The 25,887-nt window shown below is 63.7% G+C and carries 21 protein-coding genes and 1 pseudogene; 16 read left to right on the top strand and 6 right to left on the bottom strand.

Translation table 11 applies throughout. From position 1 onward, the window contains the following. Positions 1–53 precede the first annotated feature (53 nt). Together AB4Z16_RS21305 and AB4Z16_RS21310 are read right to left on the bottom strand one after the other, a co-directional pair. On the bottom strand, positions 54–1,460 hold the full coding sequence (locus AB4Z16_RS21305) for an ISNCY family transposase (RefSeq protein WP_441513345.1): 1,407 nt from the start codon (positions 1,458–1,460) through the stop codon (positions 54–56). Positions 1,461–2,316: 856 nt separating this feature from the next. Further along, positions 2,317–6,075 carry an autotransporter domain-containing protein gene (locus AB4Z16_RS21310; RefSeq protein WP_441513346.1) on the bottom strand — a complete coding sequence of 1,253 codons (3,759 nt, stop codon included), beginning with the start codon at positions 6,073–6,075 and terminating at the stop codon, positions 2,317–2,319. A gap of 878 nt (positions 6,076–6,953) precedes the next feature. Between AB4Z16_RS21310 and AB4Z16_RS21315 the strand changes: the two genes are divergently transcribed. From AB4Z16_RS21315 to AB4Z16_RS21330, 4 genes are all read left to right on the top strand, one after another. Continuing rightward, positions 6,954–7,415, top strand: coding sequence for a (2Fe-2S)-binding protein (locus tag AB4Z16_RS21315; protein ID WP_441513347.1), 462 nt, complete (start codon positions 6,954–6,956; stop codon positions 7,413–7,415). Positions 7,416–7,425: 10 nt separating this feature from the next. After that, a complete protein-coding gene (locus tag AB4Z16_RS21320; protein WP_441513348.1) occupies positions 7,426–9,603 on the top strand; it encodes a xanthine dehydrogenase family protein molybdopterin-binding subunit in 2,178 nt (725 codons plus the stop codon). Positions 9,604–9,728: 125 nt separating this feature from the next. Beyond that, positions 9,729–10,262: a cytochrome P460 family protein gene (locus tag AB4Z16_RS21325; RefSeq protein ID WP_441513349.1), complete on the top strand. Its 534-nt coding sequence runs from the start codon at positions 9,729–9,731 to the stop codon at positions 10,260–10,262. A gap of 511 nt (positions 10,263–10,773) precedes the next feature. Further along, positions 10,774–10,953: a hypothetical protein gene (locus AB4Z16_RS21330; protein WP_441513350.1), complete on the top strand. Its 180-nt coding sequence runs from the start codon at positions 10,774–10,776 to the stop codon at positions 10,951–10,953. Positions 10,954–11,083: 130 nt separating this feature from the next. Here the strand turns inward: AB4Z16_RS21330 and AB4Z16_RS21335 are convergent. Together AB4Z16_RS21335 and AB4Z16_RS21340 are read right to left on the bottom strand one after the other, a co-directional pair. After that, a pseudogene (locus AB4Z16_RS21335) lies at positions 11,084–12,556 on the bottom strand (SulP family inorganic anion transporter); the annotation flags it as partial. A gap of 228 nt (positions 12,557–12,784) precedes the next feature. Beyond that, positions 12,785–13,354 (bottom strand): helix-turn-helix transcriptional regulator, encoded by a 570-nt coding sequence (locus tag AB4Z16_RS21340; protein WP_441513351.1) that lies wholly within the window; start codon positions 13,352–13,354, stop codon positions 12,785–12,787. Positions 13,355–13,392: 38 nt separating this feature from the next. On the opposite strand from AB4Z16_RS21340, the gene AB4Z16_RS21345 reads away from it, so the two are divergent. From AB4Z16_RS21345 to AB4Z16_RS21380, 8 genes are read left to right on the top strand one after another with little or no spacing between them, the layout of a single operon-like run. Next, on the top strand, positions 13,393–14,304 hold the full coding sequence (locus tag AB4Z16_RS21345; protein ID WP_441513352.1) for an ABC transporter ATP-binding protein: 912 nt from the start codon (positions 13,393–13,395) through the stop codon (positions 14,302–14,304). Next, positions 14,301–15,068: an ABC transporter ATP-binding protein gene (locus AB4Z16_RS21350; RefSeq protein ID WP_441513353.1), complete on the top strand. Its 768-nt coding sequence runs from the start codon at positions 14,301–14,303 to the stop codon at positions 15,066–15,068. The genes AB4Z16_RS21345 and AB4Z16_RS21350 overlap by 4 nt, the downstream gene beginning before the upstream one ends. Beyond that, positions 15,013–16,266, top strand: a complete 1,254-nt coding sequence (locus AB4Z16_RS21355) for an ABC transporter substrate-binding protein (RefSeq protein WP_441513354.1) — start codon at positions 15,013–15,015, stop codon at positions 16,264–16,266. The genes AB4Z16_RS21350 and AB4Z16_RS21355 overlap by 56 nt, the downstream gene beginning before the upstream one ends. A 21-nt stretch (positions 16,267–16,287) precedes the next feature. Next, a complete protein-coding gene (locus tag AB4Z16_RS21360; protein ID WP_441513355.1) occupies positions 16,288–17,175 on the top strand; it encodes a branched-chain amino acid ABC transporter permease in 888 nt (295 codons plus the stop codon). Continuing rightward, positions 17,172–18,128, top strand: a complete 957-nt coding sequence (locus AB4Z16_RS21365; RefSeq protein ID WP_441513356.1) for a branched-chain amino acid ABC transporter permease — start codon at positions 17,172–17,174, stop codon at positions 18,126–18,128. The genes AB4Z16_RS21360 and AB4Z16_RS21365 overlap by 4 nt, the downstream gene beginning before the upstream one ends. Next, positions 18,125–19,699, top strand: coding sequence for an amidohydrolase family protein (locus tag AB4Z16_RS21370; RefSeq protein ID WP_441513357.1), 1,575 nt, complete (start codon positions 18,125–18,127; stop codon positions 19,697–19,699). Before AB4Z16_RS21365 ends, AB4Z16_RS21370 begins: the two co-directional genes overlap by 4 nt. Then, entirely contained in the window at positions 19,699–20,685 is a 987-nt protein-coding gene (locus AB4Z16_RS21375) for a CobW family GTP-binding protein (RefSeq protein WP_441513358.1), read from the top strand. Before AB4Z16_RS21370 ends, AB4Z16_RS21375 begins: the two co-directional genes overlap by 1 nt. Further along, a complete protein-coding gene (locus AB4Z16_RS21380; protein WP_441513359.1) occupies positions 20,682–21,164 on the top strand; it encodes a GAF domain-containing protein in 483 nt (160 codons plus the stop codon). The genes AB4Z16_RS21375 and AB4Z16_RS21380 overlap by 4 nt, the downstream gene beginning before the upstream one ends. A 97-nt stretch (positions 21,165–21,261) precedes the next feature. Here the strand turns inward: AB4Z16_RS21380 and AB4Z16_RS21385 are convergent, their stop codons facing one another. Further along, on the bottom strand, positions 21,262–21,504 hold the full coding sequence (locus AB4Z16_RS21385) for a hypothetical protein (RefSeq protein ID WP_441513360.1): 243 nt from the start codon (positions 21,502–21,504) through the stop codon (positions 21,262–21,264). A gap of 57 nt (positions 21,505–21,561) precedes the next feature. On the opposite strand from AB4Z16_RS21385, the gene AB4Z16_RS21390 reads away from it, so the two are divergent. The 4 genes from AB4Z16_RS21390 to AB4Z16_RS21405 all read left to right on the top strand — a co-directional run bounded on the left by AB4Z16_RS21390 (position 21,562) and on the right by AB4Z16_RS21405 (position 24,350). Further along, complete coding sequence (locus tag AB4Z16_RS21390; RefSeq protein WP_441513361.1) at positions 21,562–22,284, top strand: haloacid dehalogenase type II; 723 nt, start codon at positions 21,562–21,564, stop codon at positions 22,282–22,284. A gap of 22 nt (positions 22,285–22,306) precedes the next feature. After that, positions 22,307–22,795: an Lrp/AsnC family transcriptional regulator gene (locus AB4Z16_RS21395; protein ID WP_441513362.1), complete on the top strand. Its 489-nt coding sequence runs from the start codon at positions 22,307–22,309 to the stop codon at positions 22,793–22,795. Positions 22,796–22,936: 141 nt separating this feature from the next. Beyond that, entirely contained in the window at positions 22,937–23,866 is a 930-nt protein-coding gene (locus AB4Z16_RS21400) for an FAD-binding oxidoreductase (protein ID WP_441513363.1), read from the top strand. Further along, on the top strand, positions 23,844–24,350 hold the full coding sequence (locus tag AB4Z16_RS21405) for an FAD-binding oxidoreductase (protein ID WP_441513364.1): 507 nt from the start codon (positions 23,844–23,846) through the stop codon (positions 24,348–24,350). The genes AB4Z16_RS21400 and AB4Z16_RS21405 overlap by 23 nt, the downstream gene beginning before the upstream one ends. 221 nt (positions 24,351–24,571) lie before the next feature. Here AB4Z16_RS21405 and gabT read toward each other — a convergent pair whose 3' ends face one another. Continuing rightward, positions 24,572–25,876 carry a 4-aminobutyrate--2-oxoglutarate transaminase gene (gene gabT, locus AB4Z16_RS21410; RefSeq protein WP_441513365.1) on the bottom strand — a complete coding sequence of 435 codons (1,305 nt, stop codon included), beginning with the start codon at positions 25,874–25,876 and terminating at the stop codon, positions 24,572–24,574. Positions 25,877–25,887: the final 11 nt, after the last annotated feature.

The raw sequence follows: 25,887 nt of genomic DNA on the forward strand, positions 1-25,887 counted from the left end.
GCAACCGGATTGAAATGTCTCAGGTTGCAGCAAGTTAGAAATGTCACAGGGCGCTACGGAGCCTCTGCCGGGGCTGCGGAGAGCCCATGTTTCGCAGCAGCGCCGGCAGAGGCGGTGCGATTGGCTTTTTTCGCCGCGGCGTGGCGATCGGCGAAAGAGATCGGTCCTCGGCGTCCTTTCGGGCGCGGGATGTAGCCGCCGGCTTCGCTGTTCGTCTTGGTTCGCACCGGTCGGATCTCATCCTGGCGAGCCTTCACCCACGCAAGAGCTTCCGAAAGCCGCTTGTTCTCGACAATTGCGGTGTGCGTCACACGCTGCTTCTTGTCGAACACGCGATGAGGCAGAGCGATGCCTTTCCAGCGCACCTCGAGCCGACCATCAGGATACTCGTAGGTCTCGACGTATTTGCCGACCAGCCCAGTCGTCAGCGGCGTCTCATCCAGAATGATCCGCTTGCTGTCATAGGAAAGCGCCAGCTGTTGCGTGACATAGCGCTGTTCCCGCCAGGCCAGAATCGTGTCGAGCTGTCCGGGCGCCCGCTCCAGCGGACGATGGAGATTCTCCGGCCGCGCCGCCGCCGTCGCAAAGCGCTCGTTGAAGCGCGCCATGAAGGCAGGAAGATAGGCGTTTGCCGCCTCGATCGTCGAGATTCCTTCGAGCCGCAACTCTTTCGCGAGGCGGTCCTGCAGCGTGCGGTTCACGCGTTCCACCCGCCCTTTGGCCTGGCTCGAGTTCGCACACAGGATCTCGATGTTCAGTTCGCTCAGTGCTCGGCCGAACTGGGTCATGCCCTGACCGCCTTGAGCCTGCGGCTTCGACACCCGGAAGATGGAATGCTTGTCGGAATAAAAGGCGAGGGGGCGTCCGTGGCTCGTCAGATAGCCCTTCAACGTCTCAAAATACGCAAAGGCGCTCTCTGATGGGACGAAACGAAGCCCGACCAGGCGCCCCGTCGCATCGTCGATGAATACGATCAGCGTGCAGCGCGGGCCACGATCCTCGAACCAACGATGCTCGCTGCCGTCGATCTGAACCAGCTCGCCAAAATGGTCGCGACGAAGCCGTGGCTGATGAAACTGACGCCGCTGCTTGCGCGAAAGCCAGAGACCTTCCTCGCTCATCCACTTGCGCAGCGTCTCCCGGGAAACGCTCAAGCCGTGGCGTTCAAGAAGCATCTGGCTGGCAAAGGTCGGCCCAAAATCCCGATAGCTCTCGGTGACATAGGCCATGGCCATCTGGCGAACATGCGGTCCCAGCAAACGGTTGGAGGGTCGCCCGCGAGCGCGATGGCGCAGGCCCGCCGCACCGTGATCCGCAAACTGTCGCGCCAGACGATGCGCCTGGCGCCGCGTCACGTCCATGAGGTCGGCTGCCGCGGTCATCGTCAATCGGCCCGCAAAGACCGATGCCAGCACCTCAGCGCGGCGAAGCTCCCGTTCGCTCATCTCCACCCAGCCCATGCCAGACTCCAACGCACGTCACGGCGGAGGAGTGTGACATTCCTAGTTTGCCACGGTGAGACATTCTAACTTTGCGCCTACATTCCGGGCGTTGATTTGGCTCGATACCCTCAAGGGATCGCTCGCCCGTTCGACGCGAAGCTCCCATTTGTCAGCAATCGACCGACTGACTGTACGAAGCTGCGCATCGTCGTCATGGAACGGATTGCCTCGACCGATTCCTCGCCGACGCCGATTGAGACGCGATCGAGGACGTCTTGGCAGGTCTTTTGGTCCGTCTCAGAAACGAAGCAGAGCTTGCTGATGCTCCGCTTAGGCCTTCGGGGTGGTGAGACCACCCTCCTCGTTGCCAATTCGATCAAAGATGATGTCGACTCGGAAGCCCGCACCATCCTGACGCACCACTGACCGTTCCCACGCTCGCGATCGGACTACAGATGCTGTCCTGGCTCAGGGCGCTTGGCGCCAACGAAAATGGCCCGGCCAGCCGGAGCTGACGCGGCCATAGAATTCGGTCTTCTCTCCCGATCAGATGCGCCCAAACCAAGCCTGCTGCAATGAACCCGAGGAGCAGATCTCTGATTTGCCAAGCATCAAGGGCTAGGGACACCGCAAATAATACGTCGATCACGATCGAAACGCTGCGTAAACTTAGGCTATCAGGGCAAATTTAAAGAAACAGACGGTTTTCGGCCGTAATATCGCATGGGTCAATTGCTGACGAACCCGTTTGGGGGAAGAGTGACGGGCGGACTGCTGGGCCGCAGCGCATGAGCACAAAATGGCCCGGCCCCCTTTCGGAGACCGGGCCAGATGAGAGCTGAGCCGGTTGGACCGGCTAAACCATCGACGAGCCTCAGAAGCTGACCCTGATCTGGGCCGATCCGCCGAGGCGGCTGCCGCTCGAGGCAAGTTCGCCGTCGAGGTTGAGGCCAAGCGAGACGCGCTCGCTGAGTTTGGCGCTGATGCCGGCGGCGACCAGCGCGCTGTTGCGGTCGACTTTGGCTCCGGTCGCGGCGAAGGCCAAGCCAGGGAGGCCCACGAAGCTCGCAGTCAGGTCGGCATCGCGCTGGAGATAATGCGCCCAAGCAGCGCGAACATATCCCGTGACCGGCATGCCGCCGAAGACGCCGTCCGCATCGAGCTGCAGGCCGAGTTCGCTGCGCGACGTCACCTCATTGCGTTTGCCGACGGCGAGCGCGCCGGCGCTGGCGCCGCTCCAGTTTGCCTCCAGTACCGCCGGATTGCGCGCCTGCGTGGCCTGGATGGCGGCGAGCGGCGAGAGGCTGAACCCGCTCCAGCTGAAGGCCGCTACGCTTGCCTGCAGGCGTCCGCTCCAGGCTGTGGTCTCGTAGGATGACGACAGGCTGCTACCGAGTGCCGGGATGCCGCGGCTGACGTCGTTGTCGAGCCGGGCATAGCTCGCTGCGGCACCAAGCTTGACCGGACCGAGTTGCGTGACGCCGTAGACGCCGGCCTGGAAGACATCCGCGTCGATCTTGCCGACCAGTCCGGGCAGTGAAGCCCGAGCCTTGCCCCCTGCGATCGCAAGGCCGGCGACAGTGCCGGGCATCAGCCGAACGTCGATACCGGTCGCGATATGGGCGTCGTCGATCGTGCGCCGGGCCGAGCCAATCGCCGCATCCCCGTCGGTGCGACCGTAGGAGCCGAAGGCCGAGCCCCAAACCGAATAGATCGGTGCATCGAGCCTCGCCGGCGCCGCGGGCTCATCAGCACCCTTACGCACCAACCCCGAGAAGGCCGCCGCTCCTGGACCGGGCGCAGCGAGGCCAAGCCTGCCCGCCGCCATCGGATCGAGCATGGCGCGCAGGAACTGATCGGCCGCGACGTTTGCCAGCGCCGGCGCCGCGGTGTGGATTTCGCCAGAGAGTTGGTTGACCGCGGCCGGGATCGCCGCCGCCGGCAGGTTGTAGATCCCGAACAGCGAGGACGGGTCGCCCCCGGCTGCAACCGCCCGATCGATCACCGACGCGATCGCAAAGGCGTTGGCCGGGGCGACGACGCCGAGACGGGGCGAGGTGGGCGCCGGTGCCGTCGGATTCTCGACGATCGGCACCAGCGGCTTCGGAGCGAGCGTCAGTTGTACGTCGGTGGCGGTGTAGTTCACTGTCGTGGTGACGCCATCGCCGAAGCTTCCCGTCGTGTTGACGGGACTGAAGGTGCCGGTGCGTCCCGCTGCCGCCGACAGCAGCGTGTAGGGGCTGTTGAAGGAATAGGCGCCACCGAGCGGAATGATCTTCAGCGTGCCAGCAAGCGCCGCCGTGCCAGTGACGTTGACGCGGTCCGATACCGCGCCCTGGATCTCGGCCTCGTATACCGAGCCGGCGGTCAGGGTCAGATTGCCGTTGACCGTCATCCTACCCGGTGAATTGCCCGGAGCGAGGGTTCCGGTGATGACGACGCCTGGAACCTGGCCCGAGCCGCTCAAGCGCCCGGCCGCCCCAATCGTAAGCCCCGAGGAGGAAGCGATTGAGCCGTTAACGACGAGCGTGCCGCCAGTGATGGACGTCGCGCCCGTATAGGTATGCGTTCCGCTCAAGGTCAGCGTGCCCGGCCCAACCTGCTCGACGCTGCCGCCTCCTGAAATGACACCGGCATAGGAGACGTTGTTCGATCGATTGTAGACCAGCGAACCATTATTGTTGATCGAGCCGACATAGGCTCCGGTGCCGCCAAGCCAGCCAGAAGTGCCGCCAGTTCCGAGCTGAAGCGTGCTACCTGCATCGATGGTCACGGGAGCCCGCGAACTGCTCGTGCCGGTCAGGATGATCTTGCCGCCACCGGTAATCGAGATCGCTCCCGTATTCGGTCCGGTCACAACTCCGGCGTAAGTCATCTCGTTCGAGCGATCGAATACGAGCGTTCCATAGTTGGTGACGTCGCTGGTAATCGAGCCCGTGGTGCCGCCATTGCCGATGCGCAGTGTTGCCCCCGCAGAGATGCCCGCCCCTCCCGTGAAGTCACTGGCGCCAGAGAGAACCTGTGTGCCGCCCGTAATTTGCAGGCCGCCGGATCCGTGCAGCGCGCCAGCGAAGGTTCCGGAAGCGTTGTTCACGATCAACCCGGCCGCGCCAAGCTGCACCGTGCCCGTCGCCGCGCCGGTCAGCGCCTTTATCTGAGCGGATGCAGCAGCGGTAACATCGAATGTGCCGTTCACCTCGACGCCGCTAGAGGCGTTGACGCGCCCCTGCCCGGACAGCGCGAGCGTGGTGCCGGGAGTGATGGTGGTGGCGCCGGTATAGCTATTCATCCCGGTCAACGTGACTTTTCCCGCCCCGTTTGCGGTGAGGCTGCCACTGCCGGAAATGTTTCCATTCAAGGTGAGTGTTGTACCGGCATCTGGCGAGAAGGTGCCCCCTCCCACGCCCAGCGTGATGCCACGAGCCGTTGTAATATCGGCAGTCGTCGCCAGCGCCCCGCCCGACAGCGTCAGTCCGCCAGCCACTGCGCCTAACGCACCGTCGGTGCTGATAGCGAGCGCGCCGCCAGTCACAACCCACGGCGTCGTGCCGGTCGTGCTATTCGTCAACGTCCAGGTGCTTGTCCCAGCTTTAGAGAAGGCCTCAAAGCTTCGGAACTGACCACTTCCCCCGAACTGTGAAGCGTCGAATGTCGCATTGGTTGAGCCGCCAAGGATCAGCGTGTCGGTGCCGCTACCGCCCTGCACAACACCACCGATCGTCGCTCCGCCGTGGAGTTCGAGGCTGTTTGCGCCGCTGGTAAAGGTGATCGCATTCGCCTGGGTCCCATCGCCACCAACTCCCCCAGCAACAGAACCGGAAGACGAAACGACCAGTTGCGCGCTGGTCGCGGTGATGCCGACACCGCCGGCCCCGGCAACTCCGCCCGCTCCGGTCCCGGCTCCGCCGCCGGTTCCGCCGGCAACCGATCCATTGATCGTGACGACCCCAGCCGTACCCAGGGCGATGCCCGTTCCCCCCTCGCCCGCCGCGCCGCCGGGTCCATTGCCCATGCCGCCGCCGTTACCGCCTTTGACATCCCCGTTGAAGGTGAGATCACCAACACCGCTGGTGAACAGCAGCCCGATTCCGCCGCTGCCTCCACTACCCTTCTGGGACACGCCACCGCCGTTGCCTCCGGCGCCGCCATTGCCGCCGGTGATATTGACGCTGTAGGTGCCAGTTACGCCAGCTCCGGTAACAACCGCGCCGTAACCGCCGGCGCCGCCTCCTCCGCCGCCGCCGGTCGAAGCTCCCCCGTTTCCGCCGTTGCCGCCCTTCGCATCAATGACAGGAAGGGCCGCCCCGACCGCTCCATGGGCACCACCGCCGCCGCCGCCTGCGCCCTGCGTTGAGCCGTTGGAGCCGTTTGTACCGTCTGCTCCGGGGCTTGCGCCTCCCACACCGCCAGTGCCAAGCGCGCTTGCGGCACCACGACCGCCAGCGCCACCGGTAATACCTGCGCCACCGCCGGCGCCGCCGCCGCCGTTAACTGTGCCCGTTCCCGCGACACTGCTGCCACTGCCCGCGGTTCCGTTTCCGATCGCACTGTTGACGCCACCAGTGCCACCTGGTCCGGCCCCCCCTGTGCCGCCAGCACCGCCGCCTGCCAAAGTTGGACTGGCGGCGACCAAGGTTAGCAGTGCGACTCCTGAGAGAAGGGCCGTGGCCCGCACAGGCCAAGTTCGAACGACAATTTCATTCCTCTTGCCAGTCAGGCAAAAATGCAGCGCAGGCGTAGGCATCGGCGTATCCTCAGTTCCCCGTGCTTACCGGTGTGGCGGCCAACAACTGGCAGCCTCGAACGGAATGTGCTCGGGTCCGCCGAAAGGTCGACGGCAAATCGCAAGCAAAAAGAAATGACTTCGCCGCAGCACGTTGCAACGATTCTCAGACATCCATCGGTAACGGACCCTAAGTAAGGCATCAAGCTTGGGAGTTGCGAAAGCCACCCAAATTGCAGCGGTCGCTTGGCCACCTAGCTGGCGGCCGGCCAATTCTTGATGAGAAGAGCCGAGGAGAGTGGCCGTTTGCGCCGGCCACGCGGTCTTGCGGCGGTCAGCCGCTTGAATCCGTCCGGCACCGCGCTCGCGATCGGGCCGGCATCAAGAAGTATCCGCAGTCACCAGATGCTGGCGCGCGATGGACAGGGCGACTGACCGCCAATCTCAAGCCGCTGGAGCGGGCCGGCGGCAAGCTCGCCGTGCCGGGGCCGGCGATCGGCGGCGAGAGGTCCTTCGCCACGACGATGGCGGCTGTGATGCGGGCCGCCGTGCGCTCGCAGCTTGAGAAGAGAGCTCAATGGCTCTCCACCCGGATTTTTGCGCCTGCGCCTAGATGTTCCCGGGTAAGTATTCGCATCGGGACATCCCTGGCGGTATCGGTCACAACTTCCCTCAAGCGGCGCCACAGGCCTTCGCGGACGCCGTCCGTCGAAGCCGACAAATACGTTTGATGCGGCGCGCTCTCCGGTTCACTGTTCCAGGACGAGCCGATTGACAGGGAGAAATCCATGCCCTTCACGCTCAGGATCAACGGCAAGACTCATCGCGTCGACGTTGATGACGACACGCCGCTTCTATGGGTCTTGCGGGACGTTCTCGGCATGACTGGAACGAAGTTCGGTTGCGGAGCCGCATTATGCGGCGCCTGCACCGTTCATATTGACGGCGTCGCCACGCGCTCCTGCGTCACCCCGATCGACAGCATCGGTCAGTCGCAGGTGACGACGATCGAGGCCATCGGCATGACACCGGTCGGGGCGAAGATCCAGAAGGCCTGGCTCGACCGAGAAGTCGTGCAATGTGGCTACTGCCAATCCGGACAGATCATGTCGGCCACAGCGCTGCTGACGCAGAACCCTCACCCGAGCGATGCCGATATCGATGACGCCATGAGCGGCAATATCTGCCGTTGCGGCACTTATCCGCGCATCCGCGAGGCGATCAAGCTCGCAGCCGGCACTGGCGGCTAGGGAGGCGATGATGATCCGGGATCGCAACCCAACCACCACATGCGACCGCCCCCCGTCGCGGCGAGGCTTCCTCGCGGCAAGTGCCGCAGTTGGAGGCGGCTTGATCTTGGGTCTCAACCTCCCAGTTGGCCGCAGCGAGGCCGCCAGCCCTGCTTCGTTCACGCCCAACGCCTTCGTGCGGATCGGCAACGACGGGCGCGTTGTCCTGACCATGCCCTATGTCGAGATGGGCCAGGGTACCTACACCGCGATCCCGATGCTGATTGCCGAAGAACTTGAGGTGAGCCTCAAGGACGTCAGCCTCGAGCACGCGCCCCCCAATGAAAAGCTCTACGCCAACCCTCTGCTCGGCGTGCAGGCGACCGGCAATTCCAACGCTGTGCGAGGTGCATGGAAGCCGTTGCGCGAGGCAGGAGCCACAGCCCGAATGATGCTGGTCGCAGCGGCGGCAAAGCGTTGGGGCGTCGAGGCGACGTCATGCCGCGCCGAGAATGGCGAAGTGATCCATCAGCCCAGCCAGCGCCGCCTCAAATACGGCGAATTGGCTGCGGAAGCCGCGAAACTCCCAATTCCCACCAGCGTCGCTCTCAAATCACCGGATGCGTTCAAGCTGATCGGCTCGCGCGCCAATCGGCTTGATACGCCGGCGAAGGTCAATGGCACGGCCCTCTACGGCATCGATGCGCGCCCGTCGGGGGTCAAGTTCGCGACCCTCGCACAATCGCCGGTGTTCGGAGGTCGCCTGAAGCGTGTCGATGATACCGCAGCCAAGGCCGTCAAGGGCGTCCGTCAGATCGTCCGGCTCGACGACGCGGTGGCGGTTGTCGCAGACCATATGGGCGCTGCGAAAAAGGGCTTGGCCGCGCTCAAGATCGAATGGGACGACGGTCCGAACGCGTCGCTCACCACGGAAGCGATCGCGCAGGACCTCGAGCAGGCGGTTCGCGCCCCCGGCACGGTGGCGCAAAATATCGGTGATGCTGATAGCGCCATGGCGCAGGCCGCCACTAGGATCGACGCGGTCTATCAACTTCCGTTCCTGGCTCACGCCACGATGGAGCCGATGAACTGCACGGTCTATCTGCGCAAGGATACATGCGAGATCTGGCTCGGCACCCAGGCGGTGGCGCGGGTTCAGGCGATGGCTGCGAAGGCTGCGGGTCTGCCTTTGGATCGGGTGATTGTCCATAATCACCTGATCGGCGGCGGCTTCGGACGACGGCTGGAGGCCGATGGAGCGGTTCGCGCCGTCGAGATCGCCAAACAGGTCAACGGCCCGGTCAAGGTCGTGTGGACGCGCGAGGAAGACATCCAGCACGACATGTATCGACCGTACTGGCTCGACAGGATTTCCGCTGGCCTTGATGAAAAAGGTCGGCCGGTCGCCTGGATCAACCGGTTCGCGGGCCCCTCCGTCATCGCCCGCTGGCTGCCGCCGGCTTTCCAGAACGGGCTCGATCCCGATTCGACGGAGGCTGCAATCGACCTGCCTTACGACCTGCCGAATTTCCATGTCGAGTTCGTCCGGCGGGAACCGCCGGGCATTCCAACGGCCTTCTGGCGCAGCGTCGGCCCCTCGCACAATGTCTTCGTCACCGAGAGCTTTGTCGACGAGATGGCTGCGGCAGCCAAACAGGACGCAGTCGCATTCCGCCGCTCGCTCCTCGGCAAGTCGCCGCGGGCAATGGCTGTCCTTGACCTAGCCGCAGAGAAGGCGGGCTGGGGCCAAGCCCTGCCCCAGCGCACTGGTCGAGGCATCGCGTTGCAGCACGCCTTCGGCAGCTACCTGGCGACCGTAGCTGAGGTTCAGGTCGCTTCGGATGGCGCTGTGCGCGTTCGCCGGGTCGTCTGCGCGATCGACTGTGGAATCGTCGTCAACCCGGACACGGTCGAGGCACAGCTCCAGGGCGGAGCGATTTTCGGCGCGACGGCGGCGCTTTACGGGGAAATCACACTGAAGCAGGGCCGCGTCGAACAAGCCAACTTCGACACCTATCAGATCATGCGGATCAACGAAGCGCCGGTCGTCGAAGTCCATATCGTCAAGAACGCCGAACTGCCGGGCGGCATCGGCGAAAATGGCACGTCCGCAATCGTTCCCGCCATCGCCAACGCTATATTTGCCGCCACGGGCAAGCGGCTCCGCAAGATGCCCGCAGATAGCAAGTTGCTGAAGGAGGCGGGCTAGGCGACCGAACAAGAAGGCCGGCGGAGACTGTTCCTTGCTCGGCCGCGCGTCTTCTGTCGACAAGCAGGGCCGCCGCGCGCACCCTAAATCCTCACGCAGGTCATCGACATCAGGGAGGATCAATCATGAAGCTCCAGAGTCAGCTGACGCTTGCCGCGGGCTCGGCCGCGATGATCATTCTCGGAGGCGTCGCCCTATCCGCACAGGATAAGTATTCGTTGCAGTCGCCGAGCGGAATCGCCTTCTCCGACTTCAGGGGTTACGAGGATTGGTCGGTCGTTTCCTCGGCTCGCACCGACGAGGTGCTGAAGGTCATCGTCGCCAACCCGATCATGATCGACGCCTACAAGGCAGGGATTCCAGGCAATGGACAGCCGTTCCCTGACGGCTCCAAGATCGCGAAACTCCAATGGAAGCCGAAGAGGAGCACAGAGGCGCCGTTCATCGTCGATGTGCCCGATACCTTTTCTCAAGCTTTCGTCATCGAGAAGGACAGCAAGCGCTTTCCGGACAGCGGCGGCTGGGGGTACGCCTTGTTCAACTACGAGGCCGCATCGGACACTTTCACAGCCGATTCCAGCCCCTCAGACTGCGGCCACGTTTGTCATGTGAAGGTGAAGGCCAAGGACTACATTTTCCATCCTTACCAGAAGAGATGACGTCAGGTCCTGGAGCGATCGGCGGACTCAACAGGCGATGCTCGTGCCGGTCAGAGCTTGGACCGTTGACGGATGCGCTCTGTCAGTCGGGAAGCCCTTGCTTCCGTCATTTGTTCGCACCTGCCGCAACTTGAGCGCTTTTCCGGCTCTTCATTCAGAACGAGGCTGGCACATATGCCGAGCGTCGCCAAATGATCAGAGGGGGCATTCACGCCGATCGTCGAGCATCTCAAAGGGGCGAACCGGGCTCCCATCGACGTTGTCGCCGGCGACGCGTTGGCGTCCTCGACGCCGACGACGTGCATTCGGTGTGGCTGTGCGGCTTGGCGGCTCGCTAGGTCAACATGGCGCCGGACCAGCGTCGCGAAACGTCAGCTCCGCTCTCTGGCAGATGCTCAACGTCCGCAGCTGGCGCGACCTGGTGGTTGGTCTCGGCAGATATCGGTCAATTTCATCGCTATTGTTGCTATAGGTCGGCTCCTCAAATGTGAGCGCAACGCAGGAGCGGATTATGACCGAGCGATTTGAACGGCACCGCCAACCCTGGACCTCCGAGGAGCTCCAGAAGCTGAAATTGCTGGCTGGAAAGGGCATGGCCTTGAAGGCGATTGCGAAAGCGATGACTCGTAGCGAGGAATCCATCAAGGACCGCGCAAAACGCGACGGCATCGGTATCGCCAAACTCCGCTAGAATCGGAGCCTCAAGAGCCGGCATCTCGTGCCAGAGCCGCTCGCGTCCGCTCCCAGGAAAGTGGCGATATGAGGTTGTGGCGCCTCCCCGTCAGCCAAGCTCTTGCGGCTGTCGCCGTAAGGCCGCCGCTGTGGCCGGCCACGACCTGCCCTTCCCCCTTGTCATGGACCGCCAGGCGCTCGACCATGGTTGCTGTCGCCTGGTTCATGCCGACGACCTCGACGGCGATGTCGTTGTGCCGGAACTTGAGCACGACGCGGTCGAGCGCGTTGATGGCCGTGATGTCCCAGAAATGCGCGGCGCCGAGGTCGATGACGACGTGTCTGACCTCCTCCTCGCGGAAGTCGAAGGCGGCATGGAAGGCCTCGGCGGTGGCGAAGAAGATCTGACCGCTGACGCGATAGATGCGCTTCCCACCCGCGCGCTCCGAGGCCACCGCGAAGAAGCGCGTGACCTTGTGCGCGAAGAACAGTCCGCTCAGCACGACGCCGAAGAGCACGCCCTTGGCGAGATCATGCGTGGCGACGACGACAGCGACCGTGCCCAGCATGACGAAGCTGGAGCTTTTCGGATGGATCAGCAGCGTCTTCAGCGAGCGCCACTGGAATGTGTTGATCGACACCATGATCATCACCGCGACGAGTGCTGCCATCGGGATCTGCGCGACATAGGGCCCGAGCACGACGATCAGGAACAGCAGGAAGCCGCCGGCCCAGAAGGTCGAGAGGCGCCCGCGGCCGCCCGACGAGACGTTGATGACCGACTGCCCGATCATCGCGCAGCCGGCCATGCCGCCGAAGCAGCCGGCCACGATGTTGGCGAGGCCCTGGCCGGCGCATTCGCGGTTCTTATCGGAGGTCGTGTCGGTCATCTCGTCGACGATCGCCGCCGTCATCAGGCTTTCGAGCAGGCCGACCATGGCGAGCGTCAGCGCATAGGGCGTGATGATCTTCAGCGTCTCGAAGGTGAGTGGGACCTGCGGCAGCGCGAAGAACGGCAATTCGCTGGGCAATGCGCCCATGTCGCCGACGGTGCGGATGCCCAACCCGAAATACATCGATATCCCGGTCATCAGCACGATCGTCACCAGCGGCGACGGCACCGCCCGGGTCAAGCGCGGCAGCAGGTAGATGATCGCGAGGCCGGCGGCGGTCATGGCATAGACGACGGGGCCGCGCCCGAGCAGTTCGGGCATCTGTGCCAGGAAGATCAGGATGGCGAGCGCATTGACGAAGCCGGTCACGACCGAGCGCGAGACGAAGCGCATCAGGTTCCCGAGCTTCAGGCTGCCGGCGATGATCTGGAAGACACCGGTCAGCAGCGTCGCCGCCAGCAAGTAATCGAGGCCGTGCTCCTTCACCAGCGTGGTCATCACCAGGGCCATCGCGCCGGTCGCGGCAGAGATCATGGCCGGGCGCCCGCCGGCGATGGCGGTGATGACGGCGATGCAGAAAGAGGCGTAGAGCCCGACCTTCGGATCGACGCCGGCGATGATCGAGAAGGCGATCGCTTCCGGGATCAGAGCAAGCGCGACGACGGTGCCGGCAAGGAGCTCGCGCGTGATGTTCGAAGCCCATTCGCTCCGCAGATGAGAAATGGTCATGACAAAGCTTCCCGCTCCGGACGGTCGCAGCCTCCGGGCAATCAAGAACGGCCGCGTGCAAGCGGCGGCGGATGAGGGAAGCCGGCGCTAGGGCGGGCTCAGGCGCGTGCGGAAGAACCTGATGAGCGCGATCATGCCGCAACCCATAGCAGGCCTATGCTGCAGGGCAACGACGCTGGGCGCTTGGACGATATGCCGTCACGGCAGCCGATCTGCTGGTGTCCTCTTTCACCCGCGCAGGAGTAGTTCGACGAGAGCCTGGGTGTTCTTGGCGTTATATTTCCTGAGCAAGCGGGCTCGGTAGATGTCCACCGTGCGCGGACTGATATCCAGCGCCTTCGCCACTTCTTTCCCGGTCCTCCCATCGATGAGCAAGGTTGCAATATCCCGCTCCCTGGGGGTCAGAGTCGTCCTCAACGACTGACCTGATGGCTGAGCCCTGTCGAGCTCCGAGAAGACCCAGAGGGTATGCGCGTGCGCATGTTCCGGAGTGTAGGTGAAGCCGCTGACCCGAACCCAGAACAGATCGCCGTCGAGCCGGCGCATGACACGGTCATCCGTGTAGCTGCGTTCGCTGGCCAAACGCTCGCCGACTCGGGCGCCCGTCTCCTCATAGTCCGTCTGGGTCGGGTAGAGCCGCTCGAAGGTCGCGCCGACCATATCGGCGATCGAGCCTCGAAAGATTCTGGCGAACTCGTGGTTCCCGGCCACGATAGTCCGGTTCCTGCCGACCGCCAGGCCGACCGGCGCATTCTCGAACGCCTCCCGATAATCCACGTCCATCACGACGACCTCCACGCGGGTGATCCGAGCCGGAATGCCGCCCGAACACTTAAGTGTTCGACACCTATAGCATTAAGCGTATAGGTGTCATAGCGTCCCAGGACGATAAGAGCCGAGCCGCCATGCGGTTTCGAGCAGATGAAGGGCCGACGAGCTTCGTCGAAGCCCTCGGGGAACCGCGACATTGGACAGCCATGACACACGCGCAGTTGGAGATCGCTGATCTCTCGATCCATTTCGGAGGCATCCGCGCGCTCGACGGCGCCTCCTTTGCAATCCAGCCGGGCATTACCACCGGACTGATCGGCCCCAATGGCGCCGGCAAGACGACCTTGTTCAATTGCATCTCGGGGCTGACGCCGGGGGCGACCGGAAAGGTCCGTTTTTGCGGTCGCGACATTTCCCGGGAGGAGCCTCAGGATATCTCGCGCGCGGGTCTGGTCCGCTCGTTTCAGCTCGCACGTGGCTGCGAGAACATGACGGTTTTCGAACACCTCATGCTGTATGGCCCACGCCAACGCGGAGAAGGACTTCTCGGCGCCCTCCTCGGCAATCGCGAGGCACGTAGGCAAGAGGAGGCGCTTCGCGAAGAAGCGCTGGACATGGCGCGACGGCTCAAGCTCGCGCATGTCCTCGACAACCTCGTGACGCGCCTTTCCGGCGGCCAGAAGAAGCTGCTGGAAATAGGCCGGGTTCTGCTCGCGAAGCCGAAGATGATCCTGCTCGACGAGCCCATGGCGGGCGTGAACCCGACGCTGGTCCAGGAAATCGCCGACCATCTCGTCGAGATCAGGAAGAGCGGGATATCGATCGTCCTTATCGAGCACGAAATGGAGCTGATCGAGCGCCTTTGCGACGAGGTCATCGTCATGGCGAGCGGTCGCTTCCTGACGCGCGGCAGCTTCTCAGAAATCGCTGGAAACCGTGACGTACAGGAAAGCTACCTGGGGATGCGTCGCCAATGACCGACCTTGCTGTCCGTGGAATTCGAGGCGGCTATCCCAACGCCGAGGAAATCGTCAAAGGCATCGACCTGGATGTCCGAGCCGGTGATCTGACCGTCATCATCGGCCCGAACGGGGCGGGAAAATCGACATTCCTGAAACTCGTGGCCGGTCTTCTGAGACCGACATCGGGCGAGATCAGCCTGCAAGGCAAGTGTCTTCAACCCGGGAACGCGCAGGCGGCTTGCAAGAGCGGGATGAGTTTCGTTCCGCAGGAGCGGAACGTCTTCGCAAGCCTGACGATCCGCGAAAACCTGGAGATGGGCGGGTATCTCATTCGAAAGGGTTTGAAGGACCGGATCGACGAGCAGCTATCGCGCTTCCCGCTCCTGAAGACCAAGCTCCGCGACAAGGCCGGCAACCTGTCGGGCGGCCAGCGTCAGGTGCTCGCCATGGGCGTCGCGCTCATGACCAGCCCAAGCGTCCTCCTCCTCGACGAGCCCACCGCCGGGCTTTCGCCAGCAGCCGCCGACGAAGTCTTCGAACTCGTCCGCGGCCTGGCGAAGTCGGGCCTCGCGGTGCTGATGGTCGAGCAGAACGCTCTCCTGGCTCTCGAATACGGAACAAAGGGCCTTGCCCTGGTCGCTGGGCGGAAGGCCCGCGAGGACACCGCTTCGTCGCTGCTAGCGGACGATGAGGTGCGTCACCTGTTCCTTGGCCGCCGCGAACATGGCCAGGGCGCAAAGCACAAAACAGAACAAGGGGATCGTCACGAGCAAGTTTGACCGCCGTGATTTCCTGGTCGGCGCCGCGGGCGCCGGCTCCCTCGCCACCTTTTGGCCGCGGGCAGTGCTGGCCCAGGGCGCGCAACCGATCAAGATCGGGATCGTCATCCCCCTGACCGGAGCGACCAGCCAGTTCGGCGCGACGATGAGCGCCGCCGCAAAGATCGCCGAGAGCGATATCAATGCTGCCGGGGGTGTGGCGGGCCGGCCGATCCAGGTTCTGATCGAGGACGACCAGAGCAACCCGGAGGCTGCCGTTCGTGCGGCGCGCAAGCTGATCGACGTCGACAAGGTCGTCTCGATCGGCGGCTCTTACGCTTCGGCCGTAACCTCCGCGATCGCGCCCCTGTGCTACGAGAGCAAAACGGCGCTCTTCACGTCTTCGGGCGCGGACAGCATCACCAAGACGCCGCACAACGGCTACATCTTCCGCACGTCTCCCACCGTGACGCTGCAAGGCACCCGGGTTGGTCGGTACGCGCTGGAACTCGGCGCCAGGAAGATGTTCTTCCTCGGGCCGCAGACGCCCTTCGCCCAGTCCTACATCGATATCATCTCGAAGCTGTTCAAGGATGCGGGTGGATCCGGACAGGGGCTGATCTACGAGGACAAGCGGGCCAGCTATCGCACCGAGATCGACCAGGCGCTGCGGACGAACCCCGATGTCATCGTGCTCGGCGGCTACGTGCCCGATACCTCCGTCGTTCTCAAGGACCTCTATCGCGCCGGCTTCGGCGGCAAGAAGATCGGATTCTCCTTCGGGGTGAATCAGGTTCTGGCCGACGGTGTCCCCCACGAGGTGTCGGAAGGGACCGCATCGCTCGTACCATCGGCATCCGAGGATTCGACGGCCTACAAGACGCTCATCGGCAAGATGGGGCGGCCGGCCCTCGATAGCTATTCGTGCCAGGTCTACGACCATGTTGTGCTGACCGCCTTGGCGCTGGCTCAGGCTGCGGTCGCGTCGCCGAGCGGCACGGCGGTGCGCGACACCGTCAGGGCAATCTCGCAAGATGCGAAGGGTGAAAAGGTCAGCGACGTCGCCAAGGCGCTGAAGCTCATCGCAGACAAGAAGCCGATCAACTATGACGGCCCGAGCGGTCCGCTCGAATTCGCCGCCAATGGCGACGTCGAAGGCGTCTTCTTCCGATATGAGCAGGTTCAGAAGGGGAAGATGTCCCTTCTGAAGGTTGCCTGAGCGAATTCGGGCGAGCGAGCCGTGTTCACCGAAATCGCACAATATGTGCTGAACGGCCTCGTGCTGGGAGCGCTGATCGCGCTGCCGGCGCTCGGTCTGACGTTGATCTTCTCCGTGCAGGGTTTCGTCAACTTCAGCGTCGCCGCGCAGATGACCGTCGGCGCGTATGCCGCCTGGTACGCAGGCGCCCATCTGGGGTGGTCGCCGGTCCTGATGCTGCTCTTTGCATTCATGGTCCCGGGTATCCTGGGCGTTGCGACCGACCGTCTCGCGCTCGCTCCCATTCGGCGCCAATCAGGGGCCCATACCGCCTTGATGCTGGCGGTCGTCTCGATCGCGCTCAACCTTGCGATCGAGAATGCACTCCGCTTTCTCTTCGGGAGCGATCTGAACAGCTTCGATCTTCCGATCGAACGCAACGTCCAGGTTTGGGGGCTGAGCGTCGGCCCCCAGCAGCTTCGCAATCTCGTCACCGCACTCGTCATCGCCGTCGCGCTCGCCGCATTCTTCTCGCTCACCCGCTGGGGCAAGGCGATGCGGGCCGTCGCCGATAACACCGACCTCGCCAGATTGAAGGGCATCGAGCCGCGCAACCTGTCGAACCTCGCGACGTTCATCGGGATGGGGCTGGCCGGCATCGGCGGTTCCCTGCTGGCGATCGATACGAGCGTCGACCCCTCGACCGGCTCGCGGCTGATCCTCATCATCTTCGCGGCGAGCGTCCTCGGCGGATTGACCAGCCTTTATGGGGCCGTCCTGGGAGCCCTGATCATCGGTCTCGTGGGCGAGGTCGCGATGATCGCCATGCCCCCGGTCTATCAATCCCTCACGGCCTTTCTTGCCATCCTCTTCATCCTTCTGGTGAAGCCGACAGGCCTCTTCGCCGGAGCGGCAGGAGTCAGGAAATGACCTCCTATCTTCTGTTCATCGGGACCATCACGGCGATCTATGCCCTGCTCTCCCTTGGACTCGTCGTGAGCTGGGGCCAGGCGGGCATGGTCAATCTCGGCCTGGTCGGCTTCTTCGGCCTTGGCGCCTATTGTTCCGTGCTGCTGACAAAGCTGGGAGCGCCGATCGGTCTTGGCTGGGTCGCCGCCGCGGCTCTGTCGGCTGCGATCGGCGTGGGGTTCTGCCTGCTGACCCGAACGCTTCGGGGCGACTATCTCGCCATCGTGACGCTCGGCTTCGGTGAGGGCCTGCGTCTTGTCGAGCTCAATGAGCGCTGGCTCACGGACGGTAGCGACGGCATCTCGGGTATCCGGGCGCCATTCAAGCACGCCCTCGGCGAGCTCTATCCCTGGTTCTATTTCGCCTTGGCCTGGACCCTCGTCGCATTGGTGGTCTGGGTGCTCGCCCGCGTCCTCAGCAGCCCGTTCGGCCGAGCCCTTCGTGCCGTTCGCGACGACGAGAAGGTGGCCGCCGTTGCAGGCAAGAACGTGCTGCGGCTGAAATGCCAGGCCTTCGGTATCGGCGCCGCGCTTTTCGGCCTGGCCGGGGGCCTCTATGCCCACTTCACCAGCTACATCTCGCCTGACAACTTCGTCGTGCAGCTCACCATCTATATCTTCCTCGCGGTGACGGCGGGCGGCTACAGCAGGTTGGTTGGCGCCGTCTTCGGCTCCCTCGCGGTGATGACGATTCTGGAATCCTCGCGTTTTGCCGCCGAGTTCATTCCGGGCCTGAGCGCGGTGCAGATCGCTTCGCTCAGGGAGTTTGCGATCGCCGTCGCGCTGATCGTGATCATGCAGCTCCGGCCACAAGGCGTCTTCGGCCTCCGAAACGAGCGATCGGGCTCACTCAGCGCCGGTGCAGCAACACCTGCAGCAGCTATCGGCCCCGTCGAAGCGAGAATGCCATCATGACGATGCCATCGGCCGCCAGCGCGCCGGGAGATGAATTCGCGGCCATGTTCGCCGCGTCGGGCATGCCCGGCTTGGCGGCGGCGACCCAAAGATCTCGTGGCCGTGAGCCCCGTCGTTATCTCAAGCTGACGGGCGCCCGCATTATCGACGGAACCGGTGCCCCGCCCTGGGGCCCGGCCGACCTGATTGTCGAGAGCGGCCGCATCGTGATCCTGGCCAAGACCGGCAAGGCGAAGCTGCCCGAGGAAGCTCGCGCCGAGGATATTCTGGACATCGACTGCTCCAGGAAGTTCCTCACGCCGGGCTTCATCGACTGCCATGCCCATATCGGCGCTCCGTTCCATGCCAAGAATGGACCGCAGCCGTCGGCCGACTACATCTACAAGCTCTGGCTCGGCCACGGGGTCACCACCGTCCGCGAGACCGGATGCTTCAACGGGCTGTCCTGGACATTGCAGCAGAAGGCGGCGGCCGAGGAGCATCGGATCGACGCGCCTCGGATCATGGCCTACGCGCCGTTCCCGGCGACGACCGACTATGTCAAGAGCTTGCACACGCCGGAACAGGCGGCCGCCTGGGTTCGCGCCGTGAGGGCGGCCGGTGCCGACGGCGTCAAGTTCTTCGGGACGCCGCCGGCACTGATGAAGGCGGCGCTCGAAGAGTGTGCCCGGCACGACCTGCGAAGTTGCTGCCATCACGCACAGCTCGCCGTCGGCCGGATGAACCCGCTCCAGACGGCCGATTGGGGGCTCAGCAGCACCGAACACTCCTACGGTATCCCCGAGACGCTGCTCGAAAACCGGACCTTGCAAGCCTTTCCGCCGGACTACGATTACGGCGACGAATATCTGCGCTTTTCGGCGGCGGGCCAGACTTTTATGCAGGCCGCCCGTCCTGGTTCGCCGAAGTGGGAAACGGTGCTCGGGCGCTTCCTCGAAGCGCGTCACAGCTTCGTGCCGACCTTCAACGTCTACGATGCCAACCGCGACCTGATGCGCACGCGGCGGGCGGATTGGCACGAGCGCTTTACCGATCCGACGCTCTGGGCCTATTTCCAGCCCCAGCGCGGCGGGCACGGCGCCTATTGGTATCGCTGGTCGACGACGAACGAGATCGAGTGGCGGGAAACGTTCCGTCTCTGGATGCGCTTCGTCAACGACTACAAGAACCTCGGCGGGCGCATCGCCGTCGGCAGCGATTCCGGCTTCATGTTCCAGACCTACGGCTTCGGCTATGTCCGGGAGCTGGAGCTCTTGCAGGAGGCCGGGTTCACCCCGCTTGAGGTGCTGCGTTCCGCCACCGCCTGCGGCGCCGAGCTTCTGGGCATCGATCAGGATACCGGGACGCTCGAGATCGGCAAGCGCGCCGACATCCTGATCCACCGCAGCAATCCGCTGAACGATTTCAAGCTGCTCTACGGCACCGGCACGATGCGGCTGAACGACGCCACGAAGTCGGTCGATTGGGAGCGCAGCCTCGAGACCGTGATCAAGGGTGGCCTGCTCTATGACCCGGCCGAACTCCTCGCGGACGTCGAGGCGATGGTTGCGGCAGCCCGGCAGGAGGCGTGATGGATCGCCCTGCCCCCACCACGGACCGGCCGGAGTTCATCGTGCTGACGGGCCCTTTGGGATCCGGCAAGACGACGCTGCTCTCGGACCATCTCTCCTTTGCGGACACCTCCGACACCGGCGTCCTCGTCAACGATGCCGGCGAGGTCAATATCGACGGGGCGGTGATCAGCGCCGACCATCGAAATCTCGCTCTCGCCACGCTCGATGGCGGTTGCGTCTGCTGTTCCCTCGGCAGTGATTTGCAGGAGGGGATCGACGCCTTGCTGCTGGCCCGGGCGGAGCGGCATCTGGCACCTCCGCGGCGGATCATTCTCGAAACAAGCGGCCTCGCCGAACCCGCCCCGATCATCCGCGCCCTGCGCGCGATCCGGCAAGTCGCGTTCGATGTCCGAATCATCGCCACCTTCGACGCGTCGGCCCCATTCGTCGGCGACAACTTCCTTCTGCACTATGCATCGCAGCTCGCGGCCGCGCAGACGATCGTGATGACCAAGCTGGATCGGCTTTCCCAGCGGGAATGGAACCGCTGCGCCGCCGAAGCTCAAGGCTTCAATCCCCTGGCGGCGCAGGTCCTGACGGATCAGCCTCGCGAGCGGGCGCTTTTGGCGTTCTCGGCGCAGGGCGATCGATCTGTCCCCGGGACAGCTCGTTTCTCTGCGATCGCTGCCACGACCTCGCGCATCACGGTAGCCTTCGCGGAATGGAAGCCGGATGCCTCCTGGAGCTCGATCTCCGAATGGATCGAGAATCTGGCCGGATTCTTCGGAACCCGTCTCCTACGGTTGAAGGGCCTCGTCAGGCCCGAGGGGCATCCGGATCCCATGCTCATCAATGGCGTCGGCGATGCGTTCTCCCCTCCCCGTCGGATGCGGGTGAAGGACGATGTCGGCCTCGGCCTGATGCTGATCCTGCGCGACGTCACAGCCGGCGATCTCTTCCAGCCCTTCGGTGGCGAGAACCAGCCGATAGTGAGGGTTCGATGATCGCGCACGACGACATCCGGGCCTTTCTCGCCGTGCTGACGAAAGCGACGAGCGAGAAGGCTATCTTTTCCGCCCTGGAAGAGCATTCCGCAGGACTTCACGCTCATCTGCTCTTCACCTGCCTGCGCTTCGACTACGACGACCTGGTCATGTCGCGTCTTTACTCGAACCGGGAGGACGTCAGCCCTACCGGCGGCTCAAAACCGCTGCCGAGCAGCCCGTGGGCCGAGCGGCTGATCCTGGAAGGCAGAAGCTATGTCGGCCGGAGCCGGCAGGACATCAAGGACGTCTTCTTCGACCACGAGGCGCTGTGGGCGATCGGTTGCGAGAGCGTGATGAACATCCCGGTGCGCTGGCTGGATCGAACGGTTGGCTCGATCAATATTCTCGGCAGAGCGGCGCAGTTCGAGGAAGAAACGGCATCGCGATTTTCGGTCTACGCGCAATTGGCGGTGCCCCTCTTCCTCAAGACGGTCTGACCGGGATGCGTTCATTTCCAGCCCAAACCCGTTGCGATCACCCCGATGAGGCCGGACCAGCACATCGTGCTGCGTTGCCGCGGCGTCGTCTCGCTCGTCAGTGGGAGAAGCACGCCGCCGGCCGGGCCAAGCAGTTGCAGCGGCTTATAAATTCGAGTTCCGCAGCGCCCTGCCCCGAGTGCACGCGAGCGGCAGATGCCGCTGTTTCACCGGTCGCATTCAGCAAGAGCTGCGGATTGCGCTTGCAGGTTTTCTCGCTGTTGCGGCGGAACACGCGGCACATTGAGGACAGACAGGAGATGCCGACCGGGGCTGCTGGCAAGACTTCATCGATCGCCATGCCGCCGCCCTCAGGCGCCGACCATCGTTTCGTTCCCTCAAAGACAGGACAAGACCGATGAAACTCACAGACTTCAAAGCGCTCACCTTCGACTGCTATGGAACGCTGATCGACTGGGAAACGGGCATGTTCGAGGGACTAAAGCCGCTCACCAGCCGGCTCGCGACGCCCCTCACGCGCGATCAGGTGCTGGAAGCGCACGCCCGCCACGAGTCGTCGCAGCAGTTGCAGACGCCGGCGAAGACTTATCGCGACCTCCTGCCGATCGTTTACAAGCGACTGGCCGAGGAATGGGGTCTCGCCGTGACATGGGACGAGTGCGTGGCCTATGGCCAGTCGGTCAAGAACTGGCCGGCATTCACCGACTCCGCCGGCGCCCTCCAATACCTCAAGCGGCACTACAAGCTCGTGATCCTGTCTAACGTCGACAATGAGAGCTTCGCCGCCAGCAACGCGAAGCTCCAGGTCGAATTCGACGCGATCTACACGGCCGAGGATATCGGCTCCTACAAGCCGTCCGATCGCAACTTTGACTACATGCTCAAGAAGCTGGAGACGCTCGGTATCCGCAAGCACGAGGTCCTGCACACTGCCGAAAGCATGTTCCACGACCACGGACCGGCGAACAAGCACAGCCTGGCATCCTGCTGGATCTATCGCCGCTACGACCAGGATGGGTTCGGCGCGACGATGCACCCGGGCGACATGCCCAAGTATGATTTCCGCTTCAACAGCATGGCCGATCTCGCGAAGGCGCATCAGGAAGCGCTTCGCGGCTGATCACGAGGGGAGAGACGCGGGAATGGCGGGCGCACCGAGACTTGATCGCATCGACATCAACATCCTCGCGCAGCTCCAGCAGAACGCCAGGTTGACCAATGTCGACCTGGCGGACGCGGTGGGGCTGTCCCCGAGCCCCTGTCTTGCTCGCCTGCGACGTCTGGAGGAAGCGGGCTATGTCGTCAGCTACAATGCCCGCATCCAACTGTCGAAGCTTGTCGACCACATCACCGTCTTCACCGAAGTGACGCTCAACGACCATCGCCGCGAGGACTTCATCAAGTTCGAGGTCGAGATCAAGCGCTATGAGGCCCTCCAGGAGTGCCATCTGGTGAGCGGAGGGTACGACTACCTGCTGAAATTCGTGACCAAGAATGTCGCGCGTTACCAGGAACTCATGGAAGGCATCCTGGAGCGCAACATCGGCGTGGAGAAGTACTTCAGCTACATCGTGATCAAGACGATCCTCGATAAGGGGCACGTCCCGGTGAAGTACATTCTCGACCAATAGGGCCGCCAGTCCGCTGCGGATCAATTCCGACAGGCTGTCTCGTAGGGTCACCATCGCTTCGAGGAATACAACTCGGTGCTGCCCACGTTGCTCGCTCGTTCCAGTCCCTCGAAACGCAACATCAGGAAGAACGCTGCCCCCATGGATGCCATCGCTCGGGTGCTTTCCAAACTACCGCAGGACATCGTGACCTGCGACCAGGACATCATTGCCGCCTACACGACCGATTTCCGGGAGTTGTATTCCGGCAGTACCCGGGCATTGCTGCGGCCACGGGATACCGCGGAAGTCCAGGCGATCGTCCGGGCCTGCGCGGAGGAGCACGTTCCGCTCGTCCCCCAAGGCGGCAACACGAGCTACTGCACCGCGGCCACGCCAAGTCGCAGCGGCGACGAGCTCGTCGTCAGCCTCGAGCGCATGCACCGGGTGCGCGACCTCGACCCCGGCAACCTTTCCGTCACGGTGGATGCAGGAATCATCCTTAGCGAGCTTCAGCGCGCCGCCGACGATGCTGGCCTGTTGCTCCCACTCTCGCTCGGCTCGCAGCAGTCCTGCCGGATCGGCGGCAACCTGTCGACGAATGCCGGCGGCGTTTCGGTTCTGCGTTATGGCATGGCCCGGGACCTGGTTCTCGGGCTTGAAGTCGTGCTCCCCGATGGCGCGCTCTACAGCGAGCTCAGCCCGCTGCGAAAGAACAACTCGGGTTACGACGTGAAGCAGCTCTTCATCGGCGCGGAGGGCACGCTCGGCATCATCACAGGCGCTTCGCTCAAACTGACGAGGAAACCGCAGCAGACGATCACCGCGTTCCTCGCGATCAGGCATATCGAAGATCTGGCCGGGATTCTCGATGCCGCCCAGCGCGAAACAGGCGAAGCGATCACCTCCTTCGAATATGTCTCGCAGACGTCGTTGCAGCTCCTGTTGGCGTCACGGTCTGACTTTCGTCGCCCCCTCGCGGACCCAGCCGATCACTACGTCCTGATGGAGGCATCAACGTCGTCTGCTCAACCTCGAGGAGGCGAGCACCCAACTGCTCGCAGAATTGATGGAAAGCGGCCTCGTCACTGACGGAGCGATCGCGTCGAGCGGACAGCAGGCCGCGGACTTCTGGCAATTGCGGGAAAATATCCCGGAGGCCGAAGTCCATCACGGAGGCTCGGTCAAACATGACGTTGCCGTTCGCACGTCCCGTCTCGCGGCGTTTATTCAGGCAGCTTCGAAAATCGTGAACGAGAACCGTCCCGGGGCCATCCTCTCCGTGTACGGCCACGTCGGTGACGGTAACGTCCATTTCAACGTCGTCGCGCCGCAGGGCGTTTCCGCGCTTGAATTCAAGGCGGGGTTCGAGGAGCAGGTATCGCCGAAGATCTACGAACTCGCTTTCGACATGGGCGGGACCTTCAGTGCCGAATACGGAATCGGACGCGTGAAGCTCGACCTGCTCGCCCGTTTCGGGGCTCCGTCGAAGGTCGACATCATGCGCCTCGTCAAACAGGCACTGGATCCGCAGAAACTGATGAACCCTGGAAAAGTGATACCGAATGTCGACTGAGGTCCTTGGGCGGCCTCGCAGACAAGTTCGCGCTCGCACCCAGGCTTGCATCGGAGGCCGGCCGCAGATGTGGCGTGCTCTCCAGCACAATTTGAGGCGCCACCATCTCAGCGGCCGCGCTCGATATACGCGCCTCAGACCCCCGGTGAAATTCCACGAGGCGCTGAAACGTCTTTTCTGCCCCCGGTGAACGCGAAGCTCACCGGGGTAGCCTGATTGCCTTAAGCCGCCTTGGCCGCCTCCGTGCCAGCCAGCACCTCACCGAGGATGTGCATCGCCTCGTCGAGATCCGCATCGGAAATGACGATTGGAGCGAGGAAGCGGACGATATTGCGGTGAACGCCGCACTTGATCACCAGCAGGCCCCGTTCGCGTGCGCGTTCCATGATCTGATGGGCCCGGTCCGCATCCGGCGCCTTGGTCTCGGCGTCGGTCACGAATTCGAGCGCGCGCATGAAGCCGAGCCCACGCACCACGCCGATATCGGGATGCTTCGCCTTCAGCGCATCGAGGGCAGCCGACAGCTTCCCGCCGAGAACCCCGGCGCGCTCGACGAGACCGTCCTGCTCGAAGGCGTCGAGCACAGCCAGCGCCGCGGCGCAGGCGACGGCGTTGCCGCCATAGGTTCCGCCGAGGCCTCCCGGAGTCGGCGCGTCCATGATCTCCGCCTTGCCGACGACGCCTGAGATCGGGAAGCCGCCGGCCAGACTCTTGGCGACCGTGACGAGATCCGGCTGGATGCCGGAATGCTCGAAGCCGAAGAGCTTGCCGGTCCGGCCGAAGCCCGTCTGGATCTCGTCGGCGATCAGCACGATGCCGTGGCGCTGCGTGATCTCCCGAAGCGCCTTCATGAACGCGACGGGAGCCTCGAGGAACCCGCCATCGCCCTGGACGGGTTCGATGATGATCGCAGCGACGCGATCCGGCGCGATTTCAGTGGCGAACACCTCTTCCAGGGCCGCAATCGCATCTTGCGAGGATACGCCGCGATAGCTGTCCGGGTAGGCCGTATGGTAGATTTCGCCCGCGAAGGGGCCGAAGTTCTGCTTGTAGGGCTGGGCAAAGCCGGTGAGCGTCACTCCAAGCAATGTGCGGCCGTGGAAGCCGCCGCGGAAGGAGATGATGCCCGGACGATTGGTGTAGCCGCGGGCGATCTTCACCGCATTCTCGACCGCCTCCGCGCCGGTGGTGAGGAAGACGCTCTTGTACGGGGCCCCCTTGCCGACGAGCTTGTTGAGACGTTCGGCCAGAGCGATGTAGGGCTCATAGGCCGCAACCTGGAAAGCAGTATGCGTGACGCGCTTGAGCTGTTCCTGGACGGCGGCCACGACGCGCGGATGGTTGTGCCCGACATTGATGACGCCGATGCCGCCGACGAAGTCGAGATAGCGCCGACCGGCCTTGTCCCAGAGATACCCGCCCTCCGCACGATCGATGACGATCGGATGGGCGGTCAGAATGCCGCGCGGAATGTTGTCGGCACGCGCCGCCAGAAGCTGTTCGGAAGTCCGCTGATCGACAGGCATGGGTTTTCCTT

Origin of the sequence: Allobosea sp. TAF32, from assembly GCF_052113585.1 — a bacterium.
Taxonomy (GTDB): Bacteria; Pseudomonadota; Alphaproteobacteria; order Rhizobiales; family Beijerinckiaceae; genus Allobosea.

Excerpts from the sequence above, each read along its gene's own strand:
- AB4Z16_RS21305 (WP_441513345.1), bottom strand. The coding sequence starts at position 1,460 with ATGGGCTGGGTGGAGATGAGCGAACGGGAGCTTCGCCGCGCTGAGGTG.
- AB4Z16_RS21315 (WP_441513347.1), top strand. The coding sequence starts at position 6,954 with ATGCCCTTCACGCTCAGGATCAACGGCAAGACTCATCGCGTCGACGTT.
- AB4Z16_RS21320 (WP_441513348.1), top strand. The coding sequence starts at position 7,426 with ATGATCCGGGATCGCAACCCAACCACCACATGCGACCGCCCCCCGTCG.
- AB4Z16_RS21325 (WP_441513349.1), top strand. The coding sequence starts at position 9,729 with ATGAAGCTCCAGAGTCAGCTGACGCTTGCCGCGGGCTCGGCCGCGATG.
- AB4Z16_RS21330 (WP_441513350.1), top strand. The coding sequence starts at position 10,774 with ATGACCGAGCGATTTGAACGGCACCGCCAACCCTGGACCTCCGAGGAG.
- AB4Z16_RS21350 (WP_441513353.1), top strand. The coding sequence starts at position 14,301 with ATGACCGACCTTGCTGTCCGTGGAATTCGAGGCGGCTATCCCAACGCC.
- AB4Z16_RS21355 (WP_441513354.1), top strand. The coding sequence starts at position 15,013 with ATGGCCAGGGCGCAAAGCACAAAACAGAACAAGGGGATCGTCACGAGC.
- AB4Z16_RS21365 (WP_441513356.1), top strand. The coding sequence starts at position 17,172 with ATGACCTCCTATCTTCTGTTCATCGGGACCATCACGGCGATCTATGCC.
- AB4Z16_RS21370 (WP_441513357.1), top strand. The coding sequence starts at position 18,125 with ATGACGATGCCATCGGCCGCCAGCGCGCCGGGAGATGAATTCGCGGCC.
- AB4Z16_RS21375 (WP_441513358.1), top strand. The coding sequence starts at position 19,699 with ATGGATCGCCCTGCCCCCACCACGGACCGGCCGGAGTTCATCGTGCTG.
- AB4Z16_RS21380 (WP_441513359.1), top strand. The coding sequence starts at position 20,682 with ATGATCGCGCACGACGACATCCGGGCCTTTCTCGCCGTGCTGACGAAA.
- AB4Z16_RS21385 (WP_441513360.1), bottom strand. The coding sequence starts at position 21,504 with ATGGCGATCGATGAAGTCTTGCCAGCAGCCCCGGTCGGCATCTCCTGT.
- AB4Z16_RS21390 (WP_441513361.1), top strand. The coding sequence starts at position 21,562 with ATGAAACTCACAGACTTCAAAGCGCTCACCTTCGACTGCTATGGAACG.
- AB4Z16_RS21395 (WP_441513362.1), top strand. The coding sequence starts at position 22,307 with ATGGCGGGCGCACCGAGACTTGATCGCATCGACATCAACATCCTCGCG.
- AB4Z16_RS21400 (WP_441513363.1), top strand. The coding sequence starts at position 22,937 with ATGGATGCCATCGCTCGGGTGCTTTCCAAACTACCGCAGGACATCGTG.
- AB4Z16_RS21405 (WP_441513364.1), top strand. The coding sequence starts at position 23,844 with ATGGAAAGCGGCCTCGTCACTGACGGAGCGATCGCGTCGAGCGGACAG.
- gabT (WP_441513365.1), bottom strand. The coding sequence starts at position 25,876 with ATGCCTGTCGATCAGCGGACTTCCGAACAGCTTCTGGCGGCGCGTGCC.